The sequence below is a fragment of the Paenibacillus sp. 01L418 genome (assembly GCF_056400045.1).
The window spans coordinates 1-25,466 of the sequence record NZ_JBFTSN010000061.1; the positions used below are offsets into that span (position 1 = coordinate 1).

General features: G+C 44.8%; 19 protein-coding genes and 2 pseudogenes. 6 read left to right on the plus strand and 15 right to left on the minus strand.

Features of this window, described 5'->3' with window-relative positions:
* A pseudogene (locus AC1DSE_RS10970) lies at positions 1 to 442 on the minus strand (hypothetical protein); the annotation flags it as partial.
* A gap of 706 nt (positions 443 to 1,148) precedes the next feature.
* Positions 1,149 to 1,763: an acyl-CoA thioesterase gene (locus AC1DSE_RS10975; RefSeq protein ID WP_477512790.1), complete on the minus strand. Its 615-nt coding sequence runs from the start codon at positions 1,761 to 1,763 to the stop codon at positions 1,149 to 1,151.
* A gap of 167 nt (positions 1,764 to 1,930) precedes the next feature.
* Between AC1DSE_RS10975 and AC1DSE_RS10980 the strand changes: the two genes are divergently transcribed.
* Complete coding sequence (locus AC1DSE_RS10980; protein WP_441875454.1) at positions 1,931 to 2,821, plus strand: LysR family transcriptional regulator; 891 nt, start codon at positions 1,931 to 1,933, stop codon at positions 2,819 to 2,821.
* A 36-nt stretch (positions 2,822 to 2,857) separates the two neighbouring features.
* Here the strand turns inward: AC1DSE_RS10980 and AC1DSE_RS10985 are convergent, their stop codons facing one another.
* The 3 genes from AC1DSE_RS10985 to AC1DSE_RS10995 form a co-directional block, all read right to left on the minus strand.
* On the minus strand, positions 2,858 to 3,670 hold the full coding sequence (locus AC1DSE_RS10985) for a helix-turn-helix transcriptional regulator (RefSeq protein WP_477512789.1): 813 nt from the start codon (positions 3,668 to 3,670) through the stop codon (positions 2,858 to 2,860).
* On the minus strand, positions 3,670 to 4,419 hold the full coding sequence (locus AC1DSE_RS10990) for a phytanoyl-CoA dioxygenase family protein (RefSeq protein ID WP_339202781.1): 750 nt from the start codon (positions 4,417 to 4,419) through the stop codon (positions 3,670 to 3,672). Before AC1DSE_RS10990 ends, AC1DSE_RS10985 begins: the two co-directional genes overlap by 1 nt.
* 268 nt (positions 4,420 to 4,687) lie before the next feature.
* On the minus strand, positions 4,688 to 6,094 hold the full coding sequence (locus tag AC1DSE_RS10995) for a sialate O-acetylesterase (RefSeq protein ID WP_477527678.1): 1,407 nt from the start codon (positions 6,092 to 6,094) through the stop codon (positions 4,688 to 4,690).
* Positions 6,095 to 6,358: 264 nt separating this feature from the next.
* On the opposite strand from AC1DSE_RS10995, the gene AC1DSE_RS11000 reads away from it, so the two are divergent.
* Positions 6,359 to 7,852 carry a stalk domain-containing protein gene (locus AC1DSE_RS11000; protein ID WP_441875442.1) on the plus strand — a complete coding sequence of 498 codons (1,494 nt, stop codon included), beginning with the start codon at positions 6,359 to 6,361 and terminating at the stop codon, positions 7,850 to 7,852.
* 73 nt (positions 7,853 to 7,925) lie between these two features.
* Here AC1DSE_RS11000 and AC1DSE_RS11005 read toward each other — a convergent pair whose 3' ends face one another.
* Positions 7,926 to 8,606, minus strand: a complete 681-nt coding sequence (locus AC1DSE_RS11005) for a vWA domain-containing protein (RefSeq protein ID WP_477512795.1) — start codon at positions 8,604 to 8,606, stop codon at positions 7,926 to 7,928.
* A gap of 63 nt (positions 8,607 to 8,669) precedes the next feature.
* A pseudogene (locus AC1DSE_RS11010) lies at positions 8,670 to 9,188 on the minus strand (TerD family protein); the annotation flags it as partial.
* Between the two features lie 188 nt (positions 9,189 to 9,376).
* Between AC1DSE_RS11010 and AC1DSE_RS11015 the strand changes: the two are divergent.
* Entirely contained in the window at positions 9,377 to 9,784 is a 408-nt protein-coding gene (locus tag AC1DSE_RS11015; RefSeq protein ID WP_477512787.1) for a hypothetical protein, read from the plus strand.
* Positions 9,785 to 9,884: 100 nt separating this feature from the next.
* Here AC1DSE_RS11015 and AC1DSE_RS11020 read toward each other — a convergent pair whose 3' ends face one another.
* Entirely contained in the window at positions 9,885 to 10,688 is an 804-nt protein-coding gene (locus AC1DSE_RS11020) for a helix-turn-helix domain-containing protein (protein ID WP_477527679.1), read from the minus strand.
* Positions 10,689 to 10,800: 112 nt separating this feature from the next.
* Between AC1DSE_RS11020 and AC1DSE_RS11025 the strand changes: the two genes are divergently transcribed.
* Complete coding sequence (locus AC1DSE_RS11025; RefSeq protein ID WP_477512786.1) at positions 10,801 to 11,610, plus strand: phytanoyl-CoA dioxygenase family protein; 810 nt, start codon at positions 10,801 to 10,803, stop codon at positions 11,608 to 11,610.
* A gap of 69 nt (positions 11,611 to 11,679) precedes the next feature.
* Here the strand turns inward: AC1DSE_RS11025 and AC1DSE_RS11030 are convergent, their stop codons facing one another.
* The 7 genes from AC1DSE_RS11030 to AC1DSE_RS11060 form a co-directional block, all read right to left on the minus strand.
* A complete protein-coding gene (locus AC1DSE_RS11030) occupies positions 11,680 to 12,735 on the minus strand; it encodes a glycoside hydrolase family 88/105 protein (RefSeq protein ID WP_477512785.1) in 1,056 nt (351 codons plus the stop codon).
* Positions 12,736 to 12,777: 42 nt separating this feature from the next.
* Positions 12,778 to 14,523 (minus strand): hypothetical protein, encoded by a 1,746-nt coding sequence (locus AC1DSE_RS11035; protein ID WP_477512784.1) that lies wholly within the window; start codon positions 14,521 to 14,523, stop codon positions 12,778 to 12,780.
* Positions 14,524 to 14,669: 146 nt separating this feature from the next.
* Entirely contained in the window at positions 14,670 to 18,377 is a 3,708-nt protein-coding gene (locus AC1DSE_RS11040) for an Ig-like domain-containing protein (RefSeq protein ID WP_477512783.1), read from the minus strand.
* Between the two features lie 83 nt (positions 18,378 to 18,460).
* Positions 18,461 to 20,053 (minus strand): extracellular solute-binding protein, encoded by a 1,593-nt coding sequence (locus tag AC1DSE_RS11045; RefSeq protein ID WP_477512782.1) that lies wholly within the window; start codon positions 20,051 to 20,053, stop codon positions 18,461 to 18,463.
* A gap of 25 nt (positions 20,054 to 20,078) precedes the next feature.
* Positions 20,079 to 20,975, minus strand: a complete 897-nt coding sequence (locus tag AC1DSE_RS11050) for a carbohydrate ABC transporter permease (protein ID WP_477527680.1) — start codon at positions 20,973 to 20,975, stop codon at positions 20,079 to 20,081.
* A gap of 2 nt (positions 20,976 to 20,977) precedes the next feature.
* Complete coding sequence (locus tag AC1DSE_RS11055) at positions 20,978 to 21,835, minus strand: ABC transporter permease (RefSeq protein WP_441875587.1); 858 nt, start codon at positions 21,833 to 21,835, stop codon at positions 20,978 to 20,980.
* Positions 21,836 to 22,187: 352 nt separating this feature from the next.
* Entirely contained in the window at positions 22,188 to 24,512 is a 2,325-nt protein-coding gene (locus AC1DSE_RS11060) for a helix-turn-helix domain-containing protein (protein WP_477527681.1), read from the minus strand.
* Positions 24,513 to 24,919: 407 nt separating this feature from the next.
* Here AC1DSE_RS11060 and AC1DSE_RS11065 point away from each other — a divergent pair, with 407 nt between their 5' ends.
* Together AC1DSE_RS11065 and AC1DSE_RS11070 are read left to right on the plus strand one after the other, a co-directional pair.
* Positions 24,920 to 25,120 carry a sensor histidine kinase gene (locus AC1DSE_RS11065; protein WP_477527682.1) on the plus strand — a complete coding sequence of 67 codons (201 nt, stop codon included), beginning with the start codon at positions 24,920 to 24,922 and terminating at the stop codon, positions 25,118 to 25,120.
* A 10-nt stretch (positions 25,121 to 25,130) separates the two neighbouring features.
* The gene (locus AC1DSE_RS11070) at positions 25,131 to 25,295 is read left to right on the plus strand and encodes a hypothetical protein (RefSeq protein ID WP_441875409.1); all 165 of its coding nucleotides are present in this window, start codon (positions 25,131 to 25,133) and stop codon (positions 25,293 to 25,295) included.
* The last annotated feature ends 171 nt before the right edge of the window (positions 25,296 to 25,466 follow it).

The following is a 25,466-nucleotide window of genomic DNA, read 5'->3' on the forward strand; positions in this document are numbered from 1 at the left end:
GTTTCTCCACAATGTGTTTCTCCACAATGTACATGAGCTCTTGCAGGTTTGGAGAATAAGTTAAATTAAAATTTTGTGAAAGCGGCTGAATGACGATCGGTTGTCCAGGATCATCGGAATGACGATATAAATATTGAAGAAGCCGTGCTTCTTTATCTTCAATTGTAAGTGGAATATGTGGTGCTTTCTCAATCGTTTCCAAGTCATCATTTGTAAGAGTAATCTTTTCACCACAATCTAATTGTTCTCTAATGTACCCCGATATAATGGGAAAACGTTTATTTTTTATAGGATAGGACAATGAGTTAATAGCAAGGTAACTATCTCTTAATAAACTGTAATAACTTCCCGGTGCGCAGTTGCAGCCCAAATAGCGCTCATACTCACCTTTTTGTTCGATGGGTACGATCTCAGAACAGAATAAGCAGCGTTTCTTTTCCATGATCAYATAACCTCCCTGTTTACATATCTTTCGCATATCTTATATGAATTCAGGGGCATAACGTCATTAATATTTATTAATATGGCTGGTAATATTTTCTGATCATCCATTTCACTGCTTTTCCCATTCTAATCTTCATGCCTATTTCCGCACTTATTCTGCTTGCATGCTACACATCCTTCAGTACGATCCTCCGAGTAATTAGCTTGTTCACGATTTCGAATCATGCGGTATAATGTCTCAGTTTCCCCATTCCAACAATCAATTTCACGATAAATGTCCACAAGTGGTGGCGGGGATTCTTTTTCATATGACCACTCACTAAAAATTTCGGTTTCTCGCCTGTTTATTCGATATTTATGATCACCTTGTGATAAAGAATACGAGTAGCTGCTAATTTTCACAATAACATGAAGAATCAACGCAGAAATAAGCATAACCATTCCGGATTTCACATTATCCGTCAAGCATAGCACCAGAATGGAGAACAAAATTGCGGGAAAAATAAAAAGAAGCGAAAAAAGATGAACGATCAGCTTCAAAAATAAAGTCCCTGCATTATGCATCGCATGCTCCTTTGAACGAATTTTTGCTCGTTATAGGATATGCGGCAACAGGTTATCCTTATTTTCAAAACAATTTACCACCTTGAATACGAAAAACTGCTGTAATCAATTACAGCAGCTTAGTAAAACCAATTATACGTTTACCAGTCCGAACCCCAAGCCGATTCGTAACCTTTATTAATGGAATGCTGTGGGACTGATTTGGATTGCGTTTCTTTAAAAGCATAATCTGTTCCCATGTAGTTGGCAAAATGCTTACTCTCTTGTCTTCGTATACGTCTTGCCTCTTTCCTATCTGGTGCAGTAGAGAACAATAGCCGCTCTTCATCTGATTCGGCTAATACGCCAGGCACTACTGTTGGTTTATCGTCATCACCTAATGCAACAAACGTCAGGAATGAGGTAGCGCACACCTTGCGACCGCCTGTAAGCAAATCCTCCGTCACTACTCGGACAAACACTTCCATAGACGTTTTATGTGACCAAGTAACGAAAGCCGATAAGCTTACTGCATCGCCTTTTCTTACTGGATGAAGAAAATCGACGGAGTCTGTTGAAGCCGTAACGACGGGACGACGAGCATGCTTTGTTGCGGCTATCGTAGCCACATCATCTATATATGCCATAAGCTTTCCACCAAAAATCGTTCCGTGATGATTGGTATCTGGCGGCAGAACAATCGATTCCTTAATGGTTAGTGATTCTGATGCTGGTCTTGATGATAAAGGGACAACTAATTTTTCTAATACGTTCATGGTAACACCTTTTTTCTTCATAAAATTTTTCGATAACGCTAAGTTTACACCCATCTTATATATAGGTAAAATACATATATCGCATAGTTTTCATTCCTTTTCACTATAGGTGCTCATAAAGCAGATTATCAATTGATTCCTGCTCTAAAGCTGAAGGAGCAATATAAATGGATCTTAAACATTTAAATTATTTTGTCGCGGTTGCTGAAGCGGGCAGCTTCACACAAGCCGCACGCAAGCTGCATGTAACCCAGCCCTCATTATCAAAAATGGTACGGTTGCTTGAAGAGGATCTTGGTGCACAGCTGATAGATCGCTCCTCCAAGCAGATCGAATTGACGGATGCTGGCCTATCGATTCTCCGTTCAGCGAAACAGATTATACAATCCTTTGAGGATATGTCGAGTGAACTTGAGGAAGTTGTGAAATTAAAAAAAGGAACGCTGCGCTTAGGCATTCCTCCCATGGTAGGCGGATATTTTTTACCGCTCATTATTGAGAAATTTTTGTCTCATTATCCTCAAATTCGATTGCATGTCATTGAACAAGGCGGGAAAAGCTTGGAACAAGATATTCTCCATGGAGAACTGGATTTCAGTATGGTCATTCTTCCCGTTAAGGACGTGGAACGGTATCATGTCCTTCCCTGCATCAACGAGAATTTACGCCTTGTTGTTCATGCTGAACACAAGCTTGCTGGTCAGAGCATGATTGAGATGAAGCAGCTAGAATCAGAGCCATTTATTATGTTTCGCAAAGATTTTACGATCCATCATTTAATTAAAGAACATTGTGAAGCAGCAGGCTTCGAGCCCAAAATCGTGTTTGAGAGCTCGCAATGGGATTTCATGACGGAAATGATTGCAGCTAAATACGGTGTAACGCTATTGCCTGAGGGCATATGCCGACAGCTGGACAAAAAACGTTTTGCTTCGGTTTCCGTTGTTCAGCCTGTAATCCCATGGCAATTGTCGATGATATGGCGCAAAGACAAGTACTTATCCTTCGCTTCGCGCGAATGGATTCGTTTTATAGAAGCAGAGCTTCAGAAGAAGTAAGAAAAAAAGTTCGCAGGATATTCACTGCGAACTTTTTTATGCTTTTTCGATTTGATTGCCTTTCCATGAGAACTGCCTTACTTCGGTTGGTGTCTTCCCCATCTGCTTTTTAACCATCCTTGCAAAATGGAAGGTTGATTTGAAACCGCATCTTATTGCAATCTCAGTAATGGATAAACCAGTATGGGTTAAATATTCAACAGCCTTTAACACCCGATAATGCCAAAGGTACTTAATCGGGGTCGTTTTTTCGCTCATTCGAAACAATCGAACAAGATGTTCTGGCGAGACACCTGCATGCTCCGCGAGCATAGTCAAAGTTATCTCCTCGTAGTAAGTACTGTGAATCAGACTTTTCGCTGTTAAAATAGACGGATGAATCTCCTCAAGTGCTCGAGTCCGCGACATTTCAGAGACATATAACAGGATCGCTGACATACCCAAGCTGCGAAGCAGATCACTTTCGGATGGATGAGCATATTGCACAGAAAGCATTAAATCTGTTAATCGATTCATCTCCTCCGAGATGCGCTGACATAGCGGAAGTTCCTCGAAGTAATCTTTTTCCGTCTCGGATAAGTCCTCAATATGAATGGATATCCAGCGATGCCAGGTTTCACCCTTGCCCCAGAATGTAAACAGTTCATGGTGCCCAGGCTTTAGCAGCACGACAGACCCAGGCGTTATCTCATGAACTTCATCATCAATCTCAATGCTCATCTCGCCCGAATGCAGCAGTACGAGCTGTATATCCTCTTGTACACGAGGGCCATAACGACCGTTAGCCGGATAAATAACTGTGCCTGCGTAAGCCGATTTGATTCTGTTGAACGTTACAGAATTAGCCATTAAATCAACGCATATTTCTCGCGCAGATCTTCACGCAATGTAACTGCTGAATCCTCACGAATGTAATGACAAACATAAGAACGACGCCAGCGGTCAGTGCTCCGATTACGGTTAGAGGAATGAATTAAAAGCTCATGGAAGAAAAGAATATCTCCTTTTTCCATAATAACAGGAATCTGTTGATTTAAATCGATGCCTTCTGTCTCGTCCGTCCATTCTTCATGCTCATCGACATTTTTCACCTTGCCATGCGGCAGAAGCCCAAGCTTATGTGTGCCAGGAATAACCCATAAGCAGCCGTTTTGTACATCTACCTGCTCTTCCATCGCAATCCAAGCGGCAACCATGGTCATTGGATCGTTTTTGATATAGTAGTAGTCCTGATGCGCAGCTTGACCAGGCGAACCCGGCTCTTTATAGAAGAACATACTTTGCACGCATACGGCCTCCTTCTCCATCAGCTGAGCTAGAGCACCCCTAACGATCGGAAGCTTCATCACTTGTCGCGAGAAGCTGTCATGYTGGTGCGGGTTGAACAGCCGAGTAGAATAGCGTGCTTTCTCGGAGGTGCGTGCCCAATCCGGCGTTTCATCAAGCGGTGTAGAACGCAGTTCATAAATATGTCTATTAAAAGCATCGATTAAATCCGCGCTGCAGCCTTTTTTGATGATAACAAATCCGTCTTTATGATATTGCTCCAGTTGTTCGTTAGATAGCGGCTTTAATAGTTCGCTTTGTGTTGTAAGCATAATGATAATCCCCTCCATTATTCGAGTGTGATTGACGCTGCTTGCAGATGTTTTGCTATACTTGTATATTACTGCGCCAATCCATCTTCAACAATGGCTCTGATTATCATCTTTGTGTCTAGAATTGATATATACGTCATTATAAAAAAGACTGCTAACCTCAGCATTACCTGCATGGTCAACAGTCCTTGCTTATTTGACTTCAAATTTATAAGCGTCTATTTCTATTCCAACCGCTTTCTTTCACTGAAATCTGAAAAAAAATCGTTTATATTTCAGCAACCGCTTCCACATTGTAAAATGCCAGCATCGGCAAATAAGTCCCCGTATCAATCAGCATCTGAGATGCCGGATTCGTCTGATATGCACCATGAACACTAAGTTTGCCGCTAGGCTTTCTCGATAATTTAAGCAACACTTCATTGCTCGATATAATGGTCCAGCCATTCAATAGAATAGCACCCTCTTCGTCCTCTATACCAAACAAATCCGCTTGTGGATTTATCGCAAATAGTCGTTCCGATACATGCTTAAAGYGCAGCTTAATGGCATGTGAATTCGATTCATGTTCCTGTATGTAAATGGCATGTTCCAAATTAGGCGAGTACGCCTGCCGCTGTAAACCATAAACCGCTTGCAATGCTATATTCGCCGCACGGCTCCCAATTATTAAATTTCCTGCAGGGCTGTTGTGAATATCGTCAGACATTGGACAATCAAGTGAAGGTATGACAGAAACCGAAGGTATGGATATTGCAGCTTGCCGCTGTGCTTCGCGCACCTTCCCCCATTGTTTGTCGTGATGCTCTTTGTCTTCTTGAATATTGGTGAAGCGGTTAAGCTGGACCGTTATAAAGGGAAGCTCAGTTATGTTCAAATCCTTACGCCAATATTGAACAACCTTTGTAAAACGCTCCAAGTAAGTATCGGCGCTTTCAGAATTGCAGTCGGAACTGCCTTGGTTCCATACCACGCCAGCCACTTTGCCGCCGCAGCGCTGCACCGTTTCGATCATATTTCGATAAAGATGACCTTCTTCATCAGGATTCCAAGCACGAAGCGCAGAACCGCCAAGAGCCGTTTGTACGAAACCAATAGGATAATGGAGCTCATTTTGCAACAACTTGCCAAAATGCAGCCACGGACTATGTGCTGGATTTACCCACTCCATATTCACCTCATGGATTGTTGCCGTGGAGTCGTTGAACGGATGCGTTGCGAGATCCCACAATCCGTTATTTCTTAGCAAATGAACCCCTAGCATCGGTCTATCTTCTACCGTTCCTCTTCCATAACCTGCCGCATTGCTTTGACCGGCTATGATCCATAAATCTCCGACACCGATATGATGGATCATATCTCCGCGTATCGCTCCTGAACCAAGTACCGCATTCTGATCATGCTGCAAGCAAGTTTCCAAGCGGTATAAACCACCAGTCGGAACATGTAAGGTAACTCGCCATCCATTCTCACTCACCATTTCACATGGTGTCCAGCTTAATACATCTCTACCGTTATTCTCATGAACCACTCTTGCAAACACTTGGAATGGACCAATGTGCACTGCCTGGTCCACTTCCCAAGTGCCCGATAACGCAAACTTACCTCTTCCGTCTACTTGCTGAATAATTTCCCAAGCCACAGGACCTTTCTCCAAAAAAACGCCAAATGACATGATCAACAAAACCGCCTTTCCTATTTCGTTCTCCTTACAATAGTACTCTTCTTCTTGAATGACTTATATAACAAGTTGGCAATTATTTATTCATTAGCTATTTTTTTATGCGCGGCCAAAAGTTTCGAAAAAAAAGTGAAACAAAAAATGGAAATTTATCGTTTAGAATGTAACATACATCATCGGCATCTATACATTAGGACCAATTAAATACCCATTCAAACAATTGTAATCGCCTAAATGCAAAAAAAGGAGTGCTAACCTTTGAAAAAACGTATTTTCACGAAAGTATGCCTTGCGGTTTTATTAGCATTATCACTAACACCTCTCAGTAATTTAAAGGCTGCAGAAAGCAGTTCCAATTCGCTCACAGGATTTACTCAGGTCGAAATGGCTGGTAACGTAGCATTAGCGTTAGACAATCAAGGAATGGTATGGGCATGGGGCAATAACTTTGCTGGTCAACTGGGAGATGGAACAATTGGTTTCAAATCGGCTGCGGTACCTGTATTCAGTGACGTTGCTAAAGTTCAAGTCACAGGCTTTTACAGCCTCGCACTCAAAAAAGATGGTACAGTGTGGTTCTGGGGCGGGAACGGTGATGGCGTAAGCGGTTTTGATACCTATGATACAAACGCACAAGCTATTGTAACAAAACCTAAAATGGTTAATGGTCTTACAGATGTCATCGATATTGCTGCAAAAGAAGACCATAATCTAGCATTAAAGTCAGATGGCACGGTATGGTCATGGGGGAACGGCGGTTTGGGTCAATTGGGTCGCATGGACATCAGCGCCTATAAGCCTGAAGATTATCGCAAACGCGTCAGTGAACAAAATATTCCAAAGCAAGTTGCTGGACTAAAAGATATTGTCTCCGTCCACGCAGGAAGCTTCCTTTCAGCAGCAATTAATGCGAAAGGAGAAACTTGGATTTGGGGTCATTACAATGGATGGGGCAGCGATACAGGAGATTTGATGAGTCCATTTAAGCTACCTGGCATTTATGCTAAAAAAGTTTCTGCCACATGGGAAAAATCGATTGTTCTCGACATGGATGGTACAGTGTGGGAAATAAACAAAGGTTTAAAACTCAATAAACTTCTAACATCGGCTTCTGATATAAGCTGTGGAACATTTAGCTGCGCAGCACTTCATTCCGATGGAACGTTATGGGGTTTATATAATAATTCTAAAGATTTAGTTGATCCATCACCCATTGCAGGCATTTCAAATGTGAAACAATTTGCGATCCATTCACTTAATCAAGATTTTTTTATTATTTTGAAGGTAGACGGAACTCTATGGTCTAAACAACCATTCGGATATGGAACAGGCAGTGAAACCATTATGGACTATTACAATCAAATGAATATTCCTTCAAGTGAAATGGTTTCAAAGCTGCGCCAAGTGAAGAAAGCCATCACAGTAAAGCTCGACGGAAAGACGATAACGCTCACTTCTAATCCCTATATTTACAAAGGCGTTACTTTCGTTCCGCTTCGCAGTACATTTAATGAACTAGGCGCAAAAGTGGAATACGTAAAAGGGAAAATGACCATATCGAATGCTAACCATACACTGAATCTCACCATTAGAGAGAAAGAAGCGTTTATCGATGGCAAGCAGATAACGTTAGACTATCCTCCGATGATTATTGATACAATGACCATGGTTCCCTTGCGTTTTGTTATTGAAGGCCTTGATCGTAAAATTGATTGGGATCCTGATAATCGAGTTATTTCCATAAGCAAATAAACAAAAGCCACCAGACCTATTGATCTGGTGGCTTTGATTTTCCATTGTCGTTACTGTAAATAAAAAATGCTAATTAATTTGGTCTAACAATCCTCTTCGCTTTCGCAGCTTCCAACCAGCTCGGAAATTCGTTTAATAGCTGATCATACAATAATTCATCAGATACAGCTGCTATATCATCCAAATGTATAAAGTTTGCGTTATCGACAATCCGGCCTTCCATGGTGTCTAGATGCTTCAACACCTCAAAATCGGAATGACCAATGCCAACGAACTGCCAGAAAATCGGCTGAACCGCTGCGGCAGTAATGACCTTTTTAATCGGTTTTACGACTCCGCCATCATTAATGAATATAATAAATACTGGCGTGGCCGCTTCCTCTTCCACCGTATATTTACGAATGACATCTTCCATAACTGGAGGTTCATTGTTGCGCCCAAACTTATGTATGTTGTTATTATCCAATATTTTTCGTTGGACGTATTGATCAAAATCTTTTTCTGAAACAGAAGGCAATCGGCTAAAATGAGTATCATAAACCCAGACATCGAGCATCCCGTTATCATCAAATTTACTGGCAACCGCGAGAATTCGTTCCACTACTTCCTGCACGGTGCCATTTCTGTATAATGACTGCATAGAACCTGAAATATCAAGTACAATACCTACTCTAGCCGCAACACTCGTTAATTTTTTCTTCTCCAACGTAATTTGGACGATCTTTTTCCGCAAATCAATGGATGATAAAGTCATTTCGGCTGCAGCAGCTGCTACCTCTGCTTCTTCCCTCTCAATCTCTAGACCAAAGCTTGTACATAACGCTTCAAGCCCTCCGTAAAAACCGCTCCCAATTGCATTAAACTTCCACTCACCGTTATATCTATACAATTCACCGACAACTACAGCCGTTTCCTTTGTAAACGCCAAGCCATAATCAAATCGGAACAACTCTTCATCTGTACTTCCATTTACTAGTCGAATATATAAATGCGATGCGTTTTGCATAAAATGGCCAAGCCGTTCGCCCTCATGAATCGTCACTGTAAAAGCTATTTTTTCCGTATTTTTACTCAGCCGCTTCAAGTGTATCGTGATTGCCTCCTTATCACCGCTCTTCTCTGTCACATCATGCGAAATCGAACCATCGTGTGCTTGTGGATTGCCATAAAATATAAAATGTTCATCTCTCTCGCAGATATTTCGATCAGATAATAGAAAAGCAGCAGCATCGATGCTCATCGATGATTCTCTAGACGTCCAACCAAATTGAACTCTCACAGATGTAAGTTCGCGTCCTCTAGTGATATCTACCTTTTGACCCTTCGACAATAACATACATCCCGCTCCATTTCGATTTAACTAGTATTCTTCACTCTATTATCTACGAAACTATGGCTAAAGTCCTCCTCCAAACTATCCATTTTTTTCAAAATGTTCGTTTACAAAAGGATATAATTATTATAAAATTCTTTATAACGAACATTAAGTTCGCAATTAGAGCGGGGACGGGAGGTGTTGATGTCATGTCCAAATTCAAAAAAATCTTATCACTTACGTTGCTGATCACCATCTGTATGTATCCTGCTTCCGCATTTGCTGCATCCAGTAAAGAACCATACGATGAAAAGAAAGGTTTCTTATCAAGTATCTTGTCTGTGTTCTCCATTACGAAAAGTACAATCAACAGCAACAACAACAGCAACAACAGCAATAATAATAAGCAAAACAACAACAAGAATCCTAATAACAATAATCATTCAAACCAACCAAGTAAAAATAAGAACGACAAAGATTGGGACAAGAAAGGCTGGTTTGACTGGTTCGACAATGATGATTGGTTCGACAATGATGATTGGTGGGATGATATCTGTTGGTGGGATAAGCATAAGGACGATTCATTCAAAATTTGGGAGCGTTATTATTGTTATTGATACCAGCTTGTCCGGTAACCGTTGGTTAAAACCAGCGGTTATTTTTTATTTATGCTCCTTAAGGAAATTTATATGGCATTTATTGTCGAAATAGATTCGCTCAAATCGTATAAGCTTTCCGATAAGAGGACGGGTTCATGCCAAACGATTTCTTGAAGCTTTTGCTCAAATGATGCTCATCCGTAAACCCGCACTGCTCTGCTATTTGCGCAAGCGTTAATGAAGAATTAACTAACATAAGCTTAACCTTATCCATTCTTAGATTAGCGGCGTACGAACTTGGTGTCGTTTGAAATTCCTGCTTAAACAGCCTGGTCAATTGCACTTGGCTGAGGCCAAGCTCCATCGCGATCGCCTTCAAGGAAACGCCCTCTTCCGCTTGCTGCTGAAGCATATGTACCGCGCGCTGCAGGACCTGGTTCTCGCTATATAAATAATTTATCTTACGATTCATGCTTTCAATCTGATAGACATACATCAAATCCCTTAACAGATGTTGCTTGTATTTCAGCGCCAGACTATCCTTCACATAACGAGCTTCGCGAAGCAACGAAAGTGTAGAACTCATTCTTTTTTTGTTCAGCAGAATAAGCTTTCCTGTAGGGGGCAAAGTGGTGTTGTCCTCCCAGGCAGCGCTATCTGCATTCCGCCACTGAAACCCGATGAGATGAAATGACAAGCCATCTGTTTTACGGTAAAAGGTCATATGGGGCGGACAAAGCACCATCTCCCCTTTTACAGCTCTCTCGCTCCTCGAATTTCCCATTCTATACTCAAAGYCGCCTTCTTCAACAATGAATAAAGCCCAGTGATCGTAAGTATCCTCTGTCTTCTGAAAATGCGAAGCATCCTTCACGAACACATGGTAAATCAGCTCGGGCTCGCGAAACCAAGGCTTGTCCAATTCCATCATCCCTTTTATGAAATTATTTACAAGAAAGTTGATTAATCTATACATTATACAACGAAAATTTGTCGCATATAATAAAATTAATTACAAGAAGGAGGAGAGGCTAATGCGTACAGCTTCGCTAAATATTCCAGAATTAATGAGCCGTTTTCATGAACAAGGATACTTGGTTTTACCCGATATACTTTCACAGAAAAAGGTATCCCTCCTGAATTCAGCTATCGATGAGGTCCTTGCAGAGGAGGAAGATACGTTCGCTCATAATATTTATAATAGCGTCTCTCGGCACACTGAAATTGCCTCATTGATCGATCACGAAGAAATCCTTCCCTTAATCGTTAATTTGCTTGGACATAATATTCAGCTGCATATTTCTCATCTAACCGTGAGAAAACCTAATCCAAATGATATAAAGACGGCTTCCCACAGCTTTATCGATTGGCATCAAGACGGCCCTCATCCACAGTTTCCGGTTATTGCAGGCTTAACAGCTACTTATTATATAAAAGTCTGTTATATTTTGAGCGATATGGCACAGCCGAACCGCGGCAATACAAAGGTTATTCCGGGCAGCCACAGGCAGCCCTATAATCCGAACCATAAGGATGTGCGCCAGCAATTGGATGGCGAGGTACAAGTGTGCGGAAAGCCGGGTGATGTATTTATTTTCGCACAAAATTTATGGCATGCCGGATCGATCAATCAATCCGAATTTACAAGAAGGCAGCTCTTTCTCGGCTATAGCCCGATCTGGATGCGTCCGATTGACTATCATCAGGCAGACGAGCATCTATTAAAGGATCCCGATCCGATCCGCCGTCAACTACTTGGACAAATCAGCGACAATAAATTCAAATTTTATGTCCCGGAAGAATCGATGGTACCGCTCAAAAAGATGGTTATCGACAGCGTCTGATAAAGCCGAAGCTGGGCACACATAAGGACCGTTTGCTCACCTCATCGTGATGCAAACGGTCCTTTTATATCAGCTTGAGATGTCCGATAGCTCCGACAGCAGCATGAGTACGAGTCCCTGCCCATAAAGCGTTGGATAACAAGCGATCTCATTGTAAGCTTCGATTGAAGGCATGATTGGCGACCCGCCGGACACGCCCATGACTTCCCCGCTCGGCTTTATTTTAAGAAGAATAGCATCTGCCGCAAGGTAGGCAGCATTCAAATAATCCGCATCGAGCAAGCCTTGACGTACCGCTTTCACAATGCCGCAAGAAATGCCGGCGCTGCCCGACGTCTCCGAATAAAATTCAGGACGGTCAAGCACCGTTGCCCATAGGCCTTCCTCATGTTGAAAGCGAATAAGGCTGCGCATGAGCAATTGATAACGTTCGAGCGTTTCCTTCGGAACAACTGCTAAACCTTCCAGCTCTTCTACTATCATCGGCACCGCCACCGCTATCCACGCATTAGCTCTCGTCCAGCGGGCAGCCGAAAGATGGTTCCGTGCCTCCGAATTCCAGCCATGAAACAGCACACCCGTATCCTTATCTTGCAGCAGCGTTAAATGCAGCTCCACCTGACGTACGGCCTCTTTCGCATAATCCACATTCCCAGTGAGTTTCGCAGGTTTAGCCAATAACAAAACCGCCATAAAAATAGTATCCGCCCATACCTGCTCCGGGAATTTCACATTTTCCGTAACCGTATGCTCGAAGGCACCTTCCCTTGTACGGGGCGCCGCCGTCATCATCCATTGTCCAATTCGCTCTGCTGTCTCCAAAAAAACAGGGTCATGCGTATGCTCATAAAGCGCTGGAAAAACCGTATATGGCGCCATCGCATTAATGACTCTGATCTTCTCCGCAAGGTGTAAATTATTTTGCGACCATTTTATTAACTCCGTCATCGTCTCTGATTCACCTGTAAGCTCATAATAAGACAGCATCGCAATGACGCCGACTCCCGGCACCCAGTCCCAATGGTTCAAATCCATGCCCCAACTACCGGAATGATCCTCCAGCATATAGTGATATACACGATCAGCCGCCTGCTTCACTATTTCCCGCGATAACTTCGTTTTCATGCCTGCTCCTCCACCTCCATAAAATGATGCAGCTTCACCGTTTTATGCTGATGGTGATGCTGCAGGCTTCAATGCTAAGGATAGCTTAATAGGATCATCACTGGTTGCGGCAGCATTCTGTTTGCTTGAAAATCTAGCTGCTACAGCATCATCATAGGTCTCTACTATAATTTCCGGCTCTGCTTCACCAATTACTAGCGAAAAAAGAAAAGCTGCTTTGCCCATCTTCTCAAAATCAATTGTACTGTCCTCTACTGCATGTAAAATATGGTCGAAGCAAAAGCTGCTGCTGTTCCTCGCGAGCTCCCACTTCCAATTGTCTTTTTGTTTATCGTCATGCTCCTCCGTCCCTGCACCAAATGCCGTAAACAAAATACGCAGAGCAACTTTGCAGTCACCGATTCTAACCTCCGCTCTTTCCCCGCTCACTTCCGCGTCTACATTATCCAAGCAACCGCCAAGCTCTACCCGAATTCGCAAATCAGATGCAGCTATGCAGCCATTTATTCGATCAAGGCTCGGATGAGTATCTCCTCCATCAGTTAGAAAACGGATACCGAGCAGCAGTCTGCTCCCCTCTACTCTACTGTTCAGTACAGCTGAGCAATAATCATAGCCGTCATGCAGGACACGCAGCTTCAAATAGGCCGCCTCTCCACCATTATCTAAGAAAACAAGCAGCGGCCTTGTTTGATTCCACATAATTTCCTCGCTGGACACACCAATCGCAAAGGAAGGGGTCATGTAGGTTGTTGCCCACTTTTCCTGCCCAGTCTGTTCATTTCTAGAATAGAGCTGCTGGAGCAGCCTTTCCTCAGACTGTGTGAAGAATGGATCATACTTGTGCGGAAAACAAATCCCGCTCCCAAACCACTCCGCATCATACGGCTGTTCATTCTCAAATGTAAAAACAACCCTATCGTTTGTAGCGATTTGCAAAAATGACTTCGCCATATCCGATAGCAGCGTACTGTAGCTCCGGCTGTGCGGGCCGGACCACTGCTTCGTCGCCGGATGAAAATGCTCTGCTACCATGCGCCATGCGCTATCGAGCAAATCTTCCGCAAGCGCTTTAGCCTGAGCGCTCGCCGTCATCGTATAAATTTTGGACAGTTCGGTGATGGCGATAACCGTATAAGTCGGACTGTTAAACTCATGAAACGTCCCTAGCTGATTCGTAAATGCATGGAGCTTTTCCAGCCTTCGAATACCATAATCGGCCAATTCTGGCTCAGCGTATGCTTCGCCCGCGATAAGCGTGACCAAAGCACCCATTAGTGCGATATTCGTATAATTTGGACCTACATCCCGCTTCATAATGGCATCGCATGCGCAGAATACAGCCTGACGGATCAGCTCTCGCAGTTCCATAGGTAATCTGTCCCCATGCCGGACTTCGATTTGAACGAGCTGTTTCCCGCAAAAATCAGCCCAGTTCCAATCTGGCGGGGACATTTTCGCAAGCGGCTCCTCGTAAAACCATGACCATATGCCATAGGTTTTGTGTGCAGGATTTTGGTCTTGCAGTGAAATCACTTTGCGTATGACTTCATAAGCTCGTGTGTTATAATCCGGCAAACCGCTGTCAAGCAAAGCCAGTGCATAAAGAAGAGAAGGATATGTAGGGTGAACAAGCGGGAACTCCTCAGCCGTAAGCGTCGTATGGTAGCCGGGACTATGAAAGGGCAGCTCAAGCATGTTGACTTCCGGGTCAAAAAACGGCTCCCAGTGATGGATTTTTCCGAGCAGCAGCAGCTTATGATCCATTGGATTGTTCGTCTTATCCATATATCCCATCCTCTCAATAACGGTATCCTAGTTGGCGCCAATGAAGTAACAGAGAGCAGACCGCCATTAAGGCGAACTGCTCATCTCCTGCCTTTCAACCTGTATCTATTAAGCTCCGTTCTCTGGCGCTTTAGTCAGTTGGCGCTTTAGTCAGTTGGCGCCGGAGTCACTGGATTCGGAGCAGCTTCAGAGCTTCCCGGCTCTGGCGTTTCACTAGGTACTGGCACTTCCGTTTCACTTGGTTCTGGCGTTTCTGTTGACCCCGGCTCCACGATTTCAGTAGGCACAGGTGTCCCAACCTCCGGGTCAACAACTGGAGCAGCTGTGACTGTAACGATGCAGCTGGCTGTAAATAAACCATCCATCGTCGTTACCGTTATCGTTGACGTACCCACTCCGACAGGCGTAACTTCCCCTGCATTTATTGTCGCAACATTCGGATCGCTTGTTGTCCACGTTACCTCTTTACTCGCAGCATTCACTGGCGTCACCGCGGCAAGAAGTGCAACTGCAGGGTCACCTGCAGTCATCTCAAGTAGGCTTCTGTCAAGCGTCACACCGCTAACGCTTGCTGATCCAGCCCCGCCGATCAACATAGGCTTAAATAGTTTAGACTGTTTATTGGACCCGATGCCTCCGCCCCACTCCAGCCATCCTTTGCGTCCATTGCCGTCATTCTCATTCACAAGAGCAGACAAGCTTAAAATCCCGTCACTCGGAGCAATCGGCGACAATTCCTTCCAAGGCAATGCGAGCCGGTAGATCGTATCCTTGTTTGTTTCATCTCTCGTAATCTGGAGCTGGCGATTTGTAACCGGTCCGGTCAATACGCCACTCATCGCCATCCACCGATATAATTCCGGTCCATCTGGTGTCAGCGCCATTCCGTATTCATACCATTCCGCCGCCTCTCCCGGCGTTCCCAAAGAAATAGCGAATTGAATGCTGTCTCCGCTCCAAATCGCATCTCCTGATTTGGTTTGCGAGAATAGATCGTCATGGATCTTTGCTGATAGATAGAGGTGGTCATTATCATACGTAACCCACAGCTTACCGCTCAAATCCTCCGGCCCATTATGCGGCACCACTCTTGAATGGCCTTCCTCAAACAGGTTGATGCCAGGGAGATCGGTTACATCGTCCAGCGACCCATCCACCTGCACTGTGCGGTTAACGATGGGCGTCATACTTGCGACAGCGATATTGTTCAAGTTGCCTGAAGAAGACAATACGGTGCCATCATCCAAATAGACGGTAAGCTGGTGAGGCGTTAAAGTTCCATCGGGCAGTGCCGGTATTGGAAGATCAATTGTATAATCCGTAAAACCAGGCAGCACCGTATTATAAGTTTCTGATTCGGTGTTTGCACCCACCTGCCAATCGATCTGTGTCAACCGCCTATCGACCGGTTTTGTATTATCGATTCGAACTCTCAGGAAGTTGCTGCCCTCCTTCAGCACATGTTTGACAGAAAGCTCCTCCGATTGCTTGATCACCACTGTATTTTTTAACGCTCCGATTTTTTTGCCGCCAACGACAAGCTCCGCCGTCGCTGTGTAGCTGCCAGGTTGACCTATTCCTAGAAATACGACAGGATAGGTGCCGACCGAAGAAGCCTGTATATTTTGAACTGATCCTTGCAATTGAATGCGGGCGCTTAGCGGATTCCAAGATGATGCTTTGTATACGGATAACGTTACGCTGATAGGATCACCGGTAAAGGAAGGTTCGCTCTTAAGCCTATATTTGCTTCCTTGAATGACTTTATCGATTTTCCCTTGGATGAATAGAGGCTCGCTTGAAGCCGTAATGTAAATTTCCCCGTCCTTCGGTGTATAGGTAGCTGAACGGCCCATCATGTCCGTTACGACCAGCGGTCCATTTGTTTTCAAAGTCAGATCGGTTTCGGTATCCGTCCCTGACCAAAGCACATGAATCGATTTCTGGTCCTTCTTAAATTTATAGCGATAGATGCCGTTCGTAATCTCCTGACCGGTTAAGCTTGCGCCAGTCAACTGCCGCGCTACCGTCGCTAACGCCACATAACCCGGTTTTGGCGTATACGCGCCGAGCGGATCACCGCCATTATGAATAATACCGAAGTTATGCTCGTTATATTTCTTATCCGTTCCGTCGTCCATCAGATCGTACCAGAAGATTTTCTCCACTCCTGCTGCCATGCCAAGTACATAGGTGCGAATCAAATAGGCAGCCTGCATCTTCTCATCCACCCCGCGGGGGTCAAGCTGCGTCGGCCATCCAATTTCCGAGAACCAGATGGGTTTCGTCTGTCCGTTGTTATAGGTTTTCACCAGTTGATTTAACGAGTTTACCTCGTTAAGCAGTCCTTCCGGCTTGTCGGGATAACGGTAAGGATGTACGGATAAGGTGTCCATGTAGTTTAACCCTCCGAGCTGGAACAAATCTTCAAGCCACTCGGTTGGAATGCCTGCGGTCGCGCCTCCAAGCACATTCAGATCAGGGCGCACCGATTTGGCAGCCTCATAACCTGCTTTCATTAGATTGAAGTATACATCGGGCTGTGATGCAGCCGGCCCATTCCCTCCAAATCCGGGCAGGTTGAACTCGTTCCACATCTCGCCCCATTTGATTTGGCCGCCGAATCGGTTCAGTACGGATTTCGTATAATTCGCATAGGCGGCGTGAGCTTCTGCCGAATAAGGCGTTTGAAAATTATCATAAAATTGATTGGAAAAAGCGAAGGTCATCAGCGGATCGATGCTGTTCTCCAGCAATCCTTCCATATAGAGTGTAAATTTCGGGTTATAGGTGTAGATGCCTTTTTTTAGCTCGATCTCAGACCAAAACATCGCATCCCTCACGCTTTTGGCTCCTGCATACTTGACCAAAGGAAGCATCTCACGGTTCCAGCTATGTGCAAAATGCGTCTGTACGCCAAACGGTGATGCCGTCACTGCTGCCAAATCAAACGTTGGCACAGCCGCGAATGTCGTCTCTGTTGTTTTAAGCAAAGTTCCCGCTTGATAAGTTGATAGTTTTAAACGATAATAGCCATCTGATTGTACCGGCACCTCAAGCCTGATCTTGCCTCCGGTAACCGGCGCGCTTCCAGTTGAACCGGGCTCTCCCCAAGCATCATAGGTTTGCCATGTGACGGTGTCTCCCGTCGTTAATACATCAAAAGTGCCTTTGTTTGCACCAGCAAATACGTTGCCAACCTGCGTTTGAGCGATGGCTAAATCAGGTACAGTCACCATGATTCGGAGATCGTCAAGCCATACCGAGCCGCTCTTAAGCCCCGTGCGCAGTCCCGCCCGTGCTACCTTGATCGTCATCTTCTTAAGTGACGGATGAAAGGCTCCGTCATTGGCGCCTCCCCAGTGCGTATATTCGCTGCCGGCATTAAAAGCATTCACGGTAACTTTCTGCCAATCCGTTGTCGGCTGAAGCACCAGCCTTTGCGAGTGGTTTTGGTTCGTTCCGTCCATTAGTACAATATAAATCGATGCAGCATCCGCAGTTTTCACCCAAAAGGATAAGCTTACCGCATCCGCCGGAACTATTCGTTTCGTCAGATACCGCTCCAGTGCAACGTAAGAGCCGCCGCCATTAAAATCGCCAGTCACCTTGGCCGCAGAAAGACCTGTTTTGAATACAGACTGATCTCTTGTAAAGCTTCCTTGCGCCCCGGGAAATTCGGCGCCCAGCAGGAAGTCCCATACTTCGTCGGAGCTTTCATAATCGCCTGCTTGCAGCTCTGCGACCACCGCTTCTGCAGCCGCTGCATGTTCATTTTTGCCAAGCGTACCAGATGCTGTCATGATCAATGCAAAGACGAGGAATAATGAAAAAACTTTTTTCATGGTCATCATTTTCCATCCATCCTTTGCTACTCGGATCGGCGATTAACCCTTCCCGAAAAAGTAACTCCCGCATTCGGGAAGGGCCTTCCCCTCTACTTCAGATGCTCTTTGTTCGTTTCATACCACTCCTGCACTAACTTCTCTACATTTTCACCGCCCAAACGATTCCATTCCTTGCGAATATCCTCCATTCCAGCCTGCGGCGTAAGCGCGCCTCCTCCAGTTACGATCTTGGCTTCAATTTGCTGCGCAATCGGAGCGAAGGTAGCAATCAGTTGGCTTACCTCAGGCAGATCAGGATTATAGGCAATATCCCGTCTGTATTTATTTTTCATTGCAATCTCAAGACCAGCTGCTTTAAGCACGGCCTGCTCTTGAGAAATCGGATCCTGCGCCGCCATCACCGCATACCATTCTGGCTTCGGATCCCATTCGTTCAAGATCGCATACTCTCTAGCATAAAACACTTCCTTCTTGAACTTATCAGCGTCGGTCTTCTGCGGAACTTCTCCCACGAGCTTATAATGAACGTCCTTCTCTCCGATTCTGAGCGGCTCCCAGCCCTTCTCCAGCATCCAGTCCAAAAATTTGACGCCTGCTTCGATTTTGTCCTCTTTCATATTCGTATTAAAAGCGATATACATATTGGCCGGAACTTCCTGATAAAGGCCATTTTTTCCATACTTCGAAGAGACAGGCTCCAAAGGCACCACTTTTGCATCCGGCACATTTTTCTTCAAATCAACAAACTCTGCGCCCATTGACCATGAGCCAAGATAAATACCCGACTTGCCTGTCGTCCAAAGCTGCAGCGAGCGCTGAAAATTCGTATCCGTAATGTATTCCTTATCGATTAACCCTTCGTCAAAAAGCTGCTTCTGYAAAGCAAGCGAATCGGTATATCGATCCAGTATCCGTCCGAACGTGAGCTTGCCATCTTCCAGATACCATTGGTTCTCGTTATTGAAGAAAAGGGCTCTTAAAATTTGCACTCCGTTGTAATTAAAGGTGATTGGAACCGTGTCTGCCGTGCCGTTGCCGTCCGGATCGCCCTCTTTGAACTTTCGTGCAACCTCAATTAATTCTTCAACTGTTGTCGGAGCTTTCAAACCTAGCTTATCCAACCAATCCTGACGAATCATAATGCCATGATTGGCTATCGTTTCTTGTCCACGCGCACTTGCAACCGCATACATTTTTCCATTTATCGTTAGGAAGGGTTTAAGTTCTGGATGCTTAGCCAAATAAGCTTTGTACGTTGTGCTGTATTTTTCGATATATTCGTCGATCGGCTGGATCGCGCCCTGCGCAGCGAGCTGGCTGATATAGCTGCGGTCATATTCCCATATGAGATCCGGAGCCGTGCCCGATGCAATCAGCGTGTTTAATTTTTGCTGTACCTGCGTACGCGGCACGGGTACCCATTTCACCTTTGCAGGAGCATTCTCATTGATCCACTTCGTCCAGCGGTTGTTTTCATAGCTGCCTTCCTCCGATGACACTTCGCCCCGATCAAGGATAGATACGCTAATCTCTTTCTTTTGCTCTACCACTGGTGCTGGCGCATCAGTCTTATTCGGTGCAGCAGAAGGTTTAGTCGGCTCGGATTTCCCCGTGCAGCCAACCAGCAGTACAACAATTAAGCTAGCCATCATGATCAAATTACGAATTTTGTTCCATTTCATCAAATACATCATCCCCTTTTCCTTATTAACCTTTAACCGAACCGATCAAGACACCTTTTACAAAATGTTTCTGAAGGAACGGATATACGCATAGAATCGGCGTGACCGCAATGACGATGGCCGCAGCTTTGATGCCTTCGGGCGTTAACAAGATTTGCCCCGCACCCTCGCTTCCCCCAGTATTGTTAAGCAGGCTTGCATCCACTTGATTAATCATCTGATACAGCTTCACCATCAAGGACTGTGACGTCGTTTTTGTTATATAAAGAAGAACGCTGAAATAGGAGTTCCACCAGCCAACGGCGTAGAACAGCGACAAGGRGGCGATAATCGGCTTGCAAAGCGGAAGCATGATCTGCATTAAAACCCGCCAATCTCCAGCTCCGTCCATAGCAGCCGACTCTTCAATTTCATCCGGAAGGCCTTCCATGAACGTTTTCATCACAAACATGTTATACGTGCTGATCAGCCCTGGCAGCCATAATGCCCAGTAGGTGTCCATTAAGCTCAGTGTCTTGACGAGAATGAAGCTCGGAATGATCCCAGAAACGAATAACATCGTGAACGTAACGAACATTAGCAGTCCGCTGCGTCCCATCAAGCGGCGTCTTGAAAGCGGATAGGCAGCCAGTATCGTCATGATCATGTTCAACGCGGTACCAACAACCGTGATCAAGACCGTATTTCGCAAGCCGATCAAAATTTGTCCGTCATCAAATAGCCGATCGTAAGCATACAGATTGAATTCAATTGGCCACAGCATCACTTCTCCGGCTGTAATTGCCCGGCTGCTGCTAAAGGATGCCGCCACCTCATACCATAGCGGGAACAGGGCGATTAAGGACGAGAGGCCAAGAAACGTATAAAGGATGATTTTGCTAATCGATGACAGCACAAAAGCTGCGGCAGCATTCCTTTTCACCGTTACCATAACCCCCTTTCGCCGAACTTTCGGATGAGCCCGTTAACGCCTACGACTAGAATAAACCCAATCAAGGACTGGAATAATCCAAGCGCTGTCGTGTAGCTGTAATTCATATTTTGCAAGCCGACCCGGTATACATAGGTGCTGATGACATCCGCTACATCCAGCACGGATTGGTTTTGAAGCACCAGCGTTTGTTCAAGACCAACATCCATCATATGCCCCATCCGAAGGATCAATAAGATAGCAATCGTGCTGCGAATGCCGGGAAGTGTAATATGCCAAATTTGCCGCAGCTTGTTTGCACCGTCGATTTTGGCTGCTTCATAAAGCTGGGGATCAATCGAAGCCATCGCTGCTAAATAGAGAATCGTCCCCCAGCCCGCTTCGCGCCAAATACCGGATAACGTATACACAACAGGCCACCAAGTCGAATCCGCCATAAAATAGACGGGCTCGATGCCAAATTGTTTTAGAATCAGATTCACGACGCCTGTGCTCGGCGATAGGATCGCAATAACGATACCGCCCAGCACAACCCAAGAGATGAAGTGAGGCAAATACAACAGGTTCTGGACCGTCCTTTTGTACCATTCTCTGCGCACCTCGTTAAGCAGCAAGGCAAGGAGGATAGGTACCGGAAAACCAAACACGAGACTATAGATGTTCAGCAGCAGTGTATTTCTAAGAATTCTCCAAAAATCCAAGCTTGCGAACAGCATTTGAAAATGATGAAAACCGGCCCATTCGCTTCCCCATATTCCATCAATAAACCGGTAATTTTTGAATGCGATAATTTCGCCCGCCATCGGTGCGTATTTAAAGATGACATAAAACAAGATGACAGGCAGAAGCATCAAATATAAGTGACGATCCCGCTTAAGCCGTATCCAAATCGTCCTCCCCCCCTTTATGTTCCGTCTACAATTCGATCGTACACAAAGCTCGGGAAGCTGAATATAGACATGTTCTGTGCCAGGTGTCTTTTATTGTGAAATGGCCCAGTCACCTTTCTTGACCAGGTTCATTCTTTTSCTGTGACACGAAAGAAATCCCGCCATTACAAGTAAAAACCCCTTCAACTTCTGGATGTTGAAGTAGCTTTGACGGAGAAATGTAAGCCTTTTATAAGCTAACAAACTTATAGATTCTTATAGTACAAGGAAAAAACCGGGGCAACGCCTCCGCTTAGGAAGTGTGCCACCGGTCTTACGTTCGCTCTGTGCCTTGCCCTGTTTGTTTGCTGATGGCATGTTCTCGGTACTCTGTAGGTGTCATCCCTGTAAATTTTTTAAACGTCCGCAAGAAGCTGCGGGTATTCATATATCCAATCGCTTCGGCGATATCGTTCACTTTTTTATCCTTGTTAGCGAGCAGTGCTTTCGAGGCGTCAATTCGAATTTCGATAAGATAGTCGATAAAATTTCGCTCGGTGTATTCTTTAAACTGCTTGCTAATATAGGTTGGGCTCAAATGAAACTGTTCAGCGAGCCGATCGAGCGACAAATCATTTTCATGGTAATGGGCTTGAATGTAGGTAAGCATTCGCTCAATCGTGTCATTTTTCCCTCTCAGGCTTCGTTTGCTCGTAAGCTTAGCAGCTAGCTCCTCAAGAACAGCGAGGACGAGGGCCTCTGCTTGCTTCCAATCCTCACTGTGCTCAATCTTCTCATAAATGCTATCCAAGTTGCCCATCGACTCCTCGGGACCGATTCCGATTGCATCAGCAACCTGCAGCGCCTTCACGATTAAATCGAACGAAAACTGGCGGATGAGGTCAGGAGGCAAGCCTAGTCCCACCGCCTTCTCAAAGGCTTGGTGCACATCCTCCTTTATTTTATCCGTATCCGTCTGTTTGAGCGCCTCCATAATTCGAGTTGCCTTCCGATTCAAACGGTAATAGTCTTGACTGTCCGGCGGTTGCAAATCCTCGATTGAAATGACGGAATGGCTGCCAAAAAGCATCTTGTAGCGGAGCGCCTTGCGCGACTCGCCGTAGGAGCTTTGAATATCGCCGAGTTCCTTGACTCCTCTGCCTACACCCACCGTAGCGACTAATCCGAATTGCTTCTTAATCACCTCAAGTATCCATTCCAAAATTGCGAGCGCGCGCAAATGGTTTTGTTCCGCTTCGCCTTCTGCGAAGCTAAAGACAAGCGCCGCTCGTCCGCCGCCTAAATCGATTGCGACTCCAGCATCCTCTTTGCCCATCATCTCCTCCGCCACGTTGCAAAACACATACGTATACAACGTTTCATCACGCAGGCTTAAGCAGCCTTCTGGTTTCGCAATTTCTGCCGTACATACAAGGTAGCGCTCTGAATAGAGCTTAATGCCTGTAAATTCAAAGTGATGCCGCAAAGCTTGGTAGTCCGTTCGGTAGCCGRTCAGCATATCCATAATCAGTCTCCATTTGAGCACGGATTTGGAATCCCGCACATGCTTCTCCAAATGCTCCCGATCCTCCATCATTTGCTCAAACACCGTCTCCAAATAAGTGAATMCCGCCGTATCAAATCCGCGCTTCTTATCTGGCTGGTAGGTCCCTGAAAGCTTGCTGACCAGTCGATCAAGCGGCTTAAAGGTTAATCGATTGATGTAGAACAATACAATTAGCGCTAGAACGATCATTACGCCAGCCAATATAAATAAAAGATTGCGGGTAATCTGAAGCGGCTCGTAAATTTGTGATTCCGGCATGATGCTGACCATTTTCCACCCCGTATAGGCGGAAGTCCTGTAAAAAACAGTTTGCGGGATCCCGTCCAGCTTGACTGATAGGGAGCCGCTGCCTTCTGCTGAGAGTACGTTTTTCATATAGGGTAATTGCTTTAAATTTTGGTAAAGGAGCGTTTTGTCATCGTGGCTGACGACTTTTCCATCTGCGTCGAATATAAACAGATGGCCAGCCGAGCTTTCCTCATAGACCGATTTAATCATATCGTAGAGAACAACCTCGTTAATGTTAACGGCAACGATGCCGTTGCGATACCCGGGACTGCTGAGCGTCGGGTAGGAGCGCACCAGTGTCACAACGTTTTGAGTTGTCGTTCCATCCCACACCGGATGGGTCGTCATCCACTTGAAGTAACCCGGCATGTCCATATAATCAGCTAGCCAGTTGTCTACCGATGAAATATCATTCATATAAGCCTTTTCGGTCAAAATATCGCCGTTTACAGCAGAGTAAACAAAAATGGATGAGAATGTGGGATTCGCGTTAATAAAGTTTTTTAATTTTGTCGTAAGCCCATAATAGTTGCTGTATTTTTGGGCATCGTCATTGTAGCTATCCAGCATGAAGTAGACAAATTCGAGTTCTTCCATAAGCGCGAGCAAATCTTTCTCGGTTTGACGGAACGCCACTTCAATCTTTTGGTCTACTTGCTTGAGTAGCGCGAGATTCGTATTGGTCAGATCCGCCTCAAGCGGACCAACCGTACCCCGATAGGACAACCAAAAGGTTAAGACAATAATCAGCAGAAATGTGCTTCCGTAAATGACCATCACTTTTCCCGAAATGCTGGATTTCATTCAAAACCTCCTCACGGGATGCAGCTTGTTCATTACTATATGCATCATATGAGTTTGGCATTATACATTCATAGCCAGTATCATCATTTCTACTAGTGTGCTTCTCATATTCATTATGACTTTCTCGTCTACTGCGTTAATGATGATATTTATAAAAATTGTATTATCAAAATATGAAGATACCATTTTATTATTGTTAGCAACTGCGGGTGTCGCATCAGGTATCATCTGGGGTATCATCAAATCCACTGGATTAATAAAAATCGGCTAATACCCTTTTGATATGCTTGCTGCTTTTCTCAGATTTGCTGCTTATTGGTTTAAGCGTTATTTTCAAAATGCCGATCGTATGATCAAGCTTGCAAAAGGCTGATAAAACGAAAGATGATTTTTGGTGAATACTTCTTATGAGCTGCGAACTCCCCTGCGAGACGCAATCCATCATGGAGCGCTCAGATCAGGCTGCCGATCACAAAAATACGAATCAATTTGTATCTATTGCACATGAGCTAGAGCTCGTTCAAGCTTACTTGTATATCGAGAAGGAACGTTTTGCTGAACGTTTAGAGATTGTCTGGGAAGTACATCGAAATATCGATTGCAGATGATGGAATCAGAATGGACGAAGAAGAATTGGGGCAACTGTTGAATGGGAAGTATAACGAACAAAGTGGAATTGGTTTATTGAATACGGATCGTCGATTAGAACAGTTATATGGCTATGGGCTTGTCATTACAATCAAACTTAATTTTGGAACCACGGTATCATTCCAGATTCCCTAAAATGAATAAATAAAAAAAGCGACATTGCCCGCCAAGGGTAAGTCGCTTTCTGTTTATTTGCCAAAAGTACCTGGTTTGATTTTTTTTACATCATACATATTTACCGATGAATCAACGATATATGAAGGACGCTGCTCATCTTTTTTGTTCCGATGGCCAGCAATATGGACG

Coding starts and splice junctions, on each gene's coding strand:
- AC1DSE_RS11015 (WP_477512787.1), top strand. CDS start 9,377: ATGTCCAAATTCAAAAAAATCTTATCACTTACGTTGCTGATCACCATC.
- AC1DSE_RS11065 (WP_477527682.1), top strand. CDS start 24,920: ATGAGCTGCGAACTCCCCTGCGAGACGCAATCCATCATGGAGCGCTCA.
- AC1DSE_RS11030 (WP_477512785.1), bottom strand. CDS start 12,735: ATGAAAACGAAGTTATCGCGGGAAATAGTGAAGCAGGCGGCTGATCGT.
- AC1DSE_RS10975 (WP_477512790.1), bottom strand. CDS start 1,763: ATGAACGTATTAGAAAAATTAGTTGTCCCTTTATCATCAAGACCAGCA.
- AC1DSE_RS11055 (WP_441875587.1), bottom strand. CDS start 21,835: ATGCTTCTGCCTGTCATCTTGTTTTATGTCATCTTTAAATACGCACCG.
- AC1DSE_RS10985 (WP_477512789.1), bottom strand. CDS start 3,670: ATGGCTAATTCTGTAACGTTCAACAGAATCAAATCGGCTTACGCAGGC.
- AC1DSE_RS11070 (WP_441875409.1), top strand. CDS start 25,131: ATGGACGAAGAAGAATTGGGGCAACTGTTGAATGGGAAGTATAACGAA.
- AC1DSE_RS11005 (WP_477512795.1), bottom strand. CDS start 8,606: ATGACTTTATCATCCATTGATTTGCGGAAAAAGATCGTCCAAATTACG.
- AC1DSE_RS10980 (WP_441875454.1), top strand. CDS start 1,931: ATGGATCTTAAACATTTAAATTATTTTGTCGCGGTTGCTGAAGCGGGC.
- AC1DSE_RS11025 (WP_477512786.1), top strand. CDS start 10,801: ATGCGTACAGCTTCGCTAAATATTCCAGAATTAATGAGCCGTTTTCAT.
- AC1DSE_RS11035 (WP_477512784.1), bottom strand. CDS start 14,523: ATGGATAAGACGAACAATCCAATGGATCATAAGCTGCTGCTGCTCGGA.
- AC1DSE_RS11040 (WP_477512783.1), bottom strand. CDS start 18,377: ATGATGACCATGAAAAAAGTTTTTTCATTATTCCTCGTCTTTGCATTG.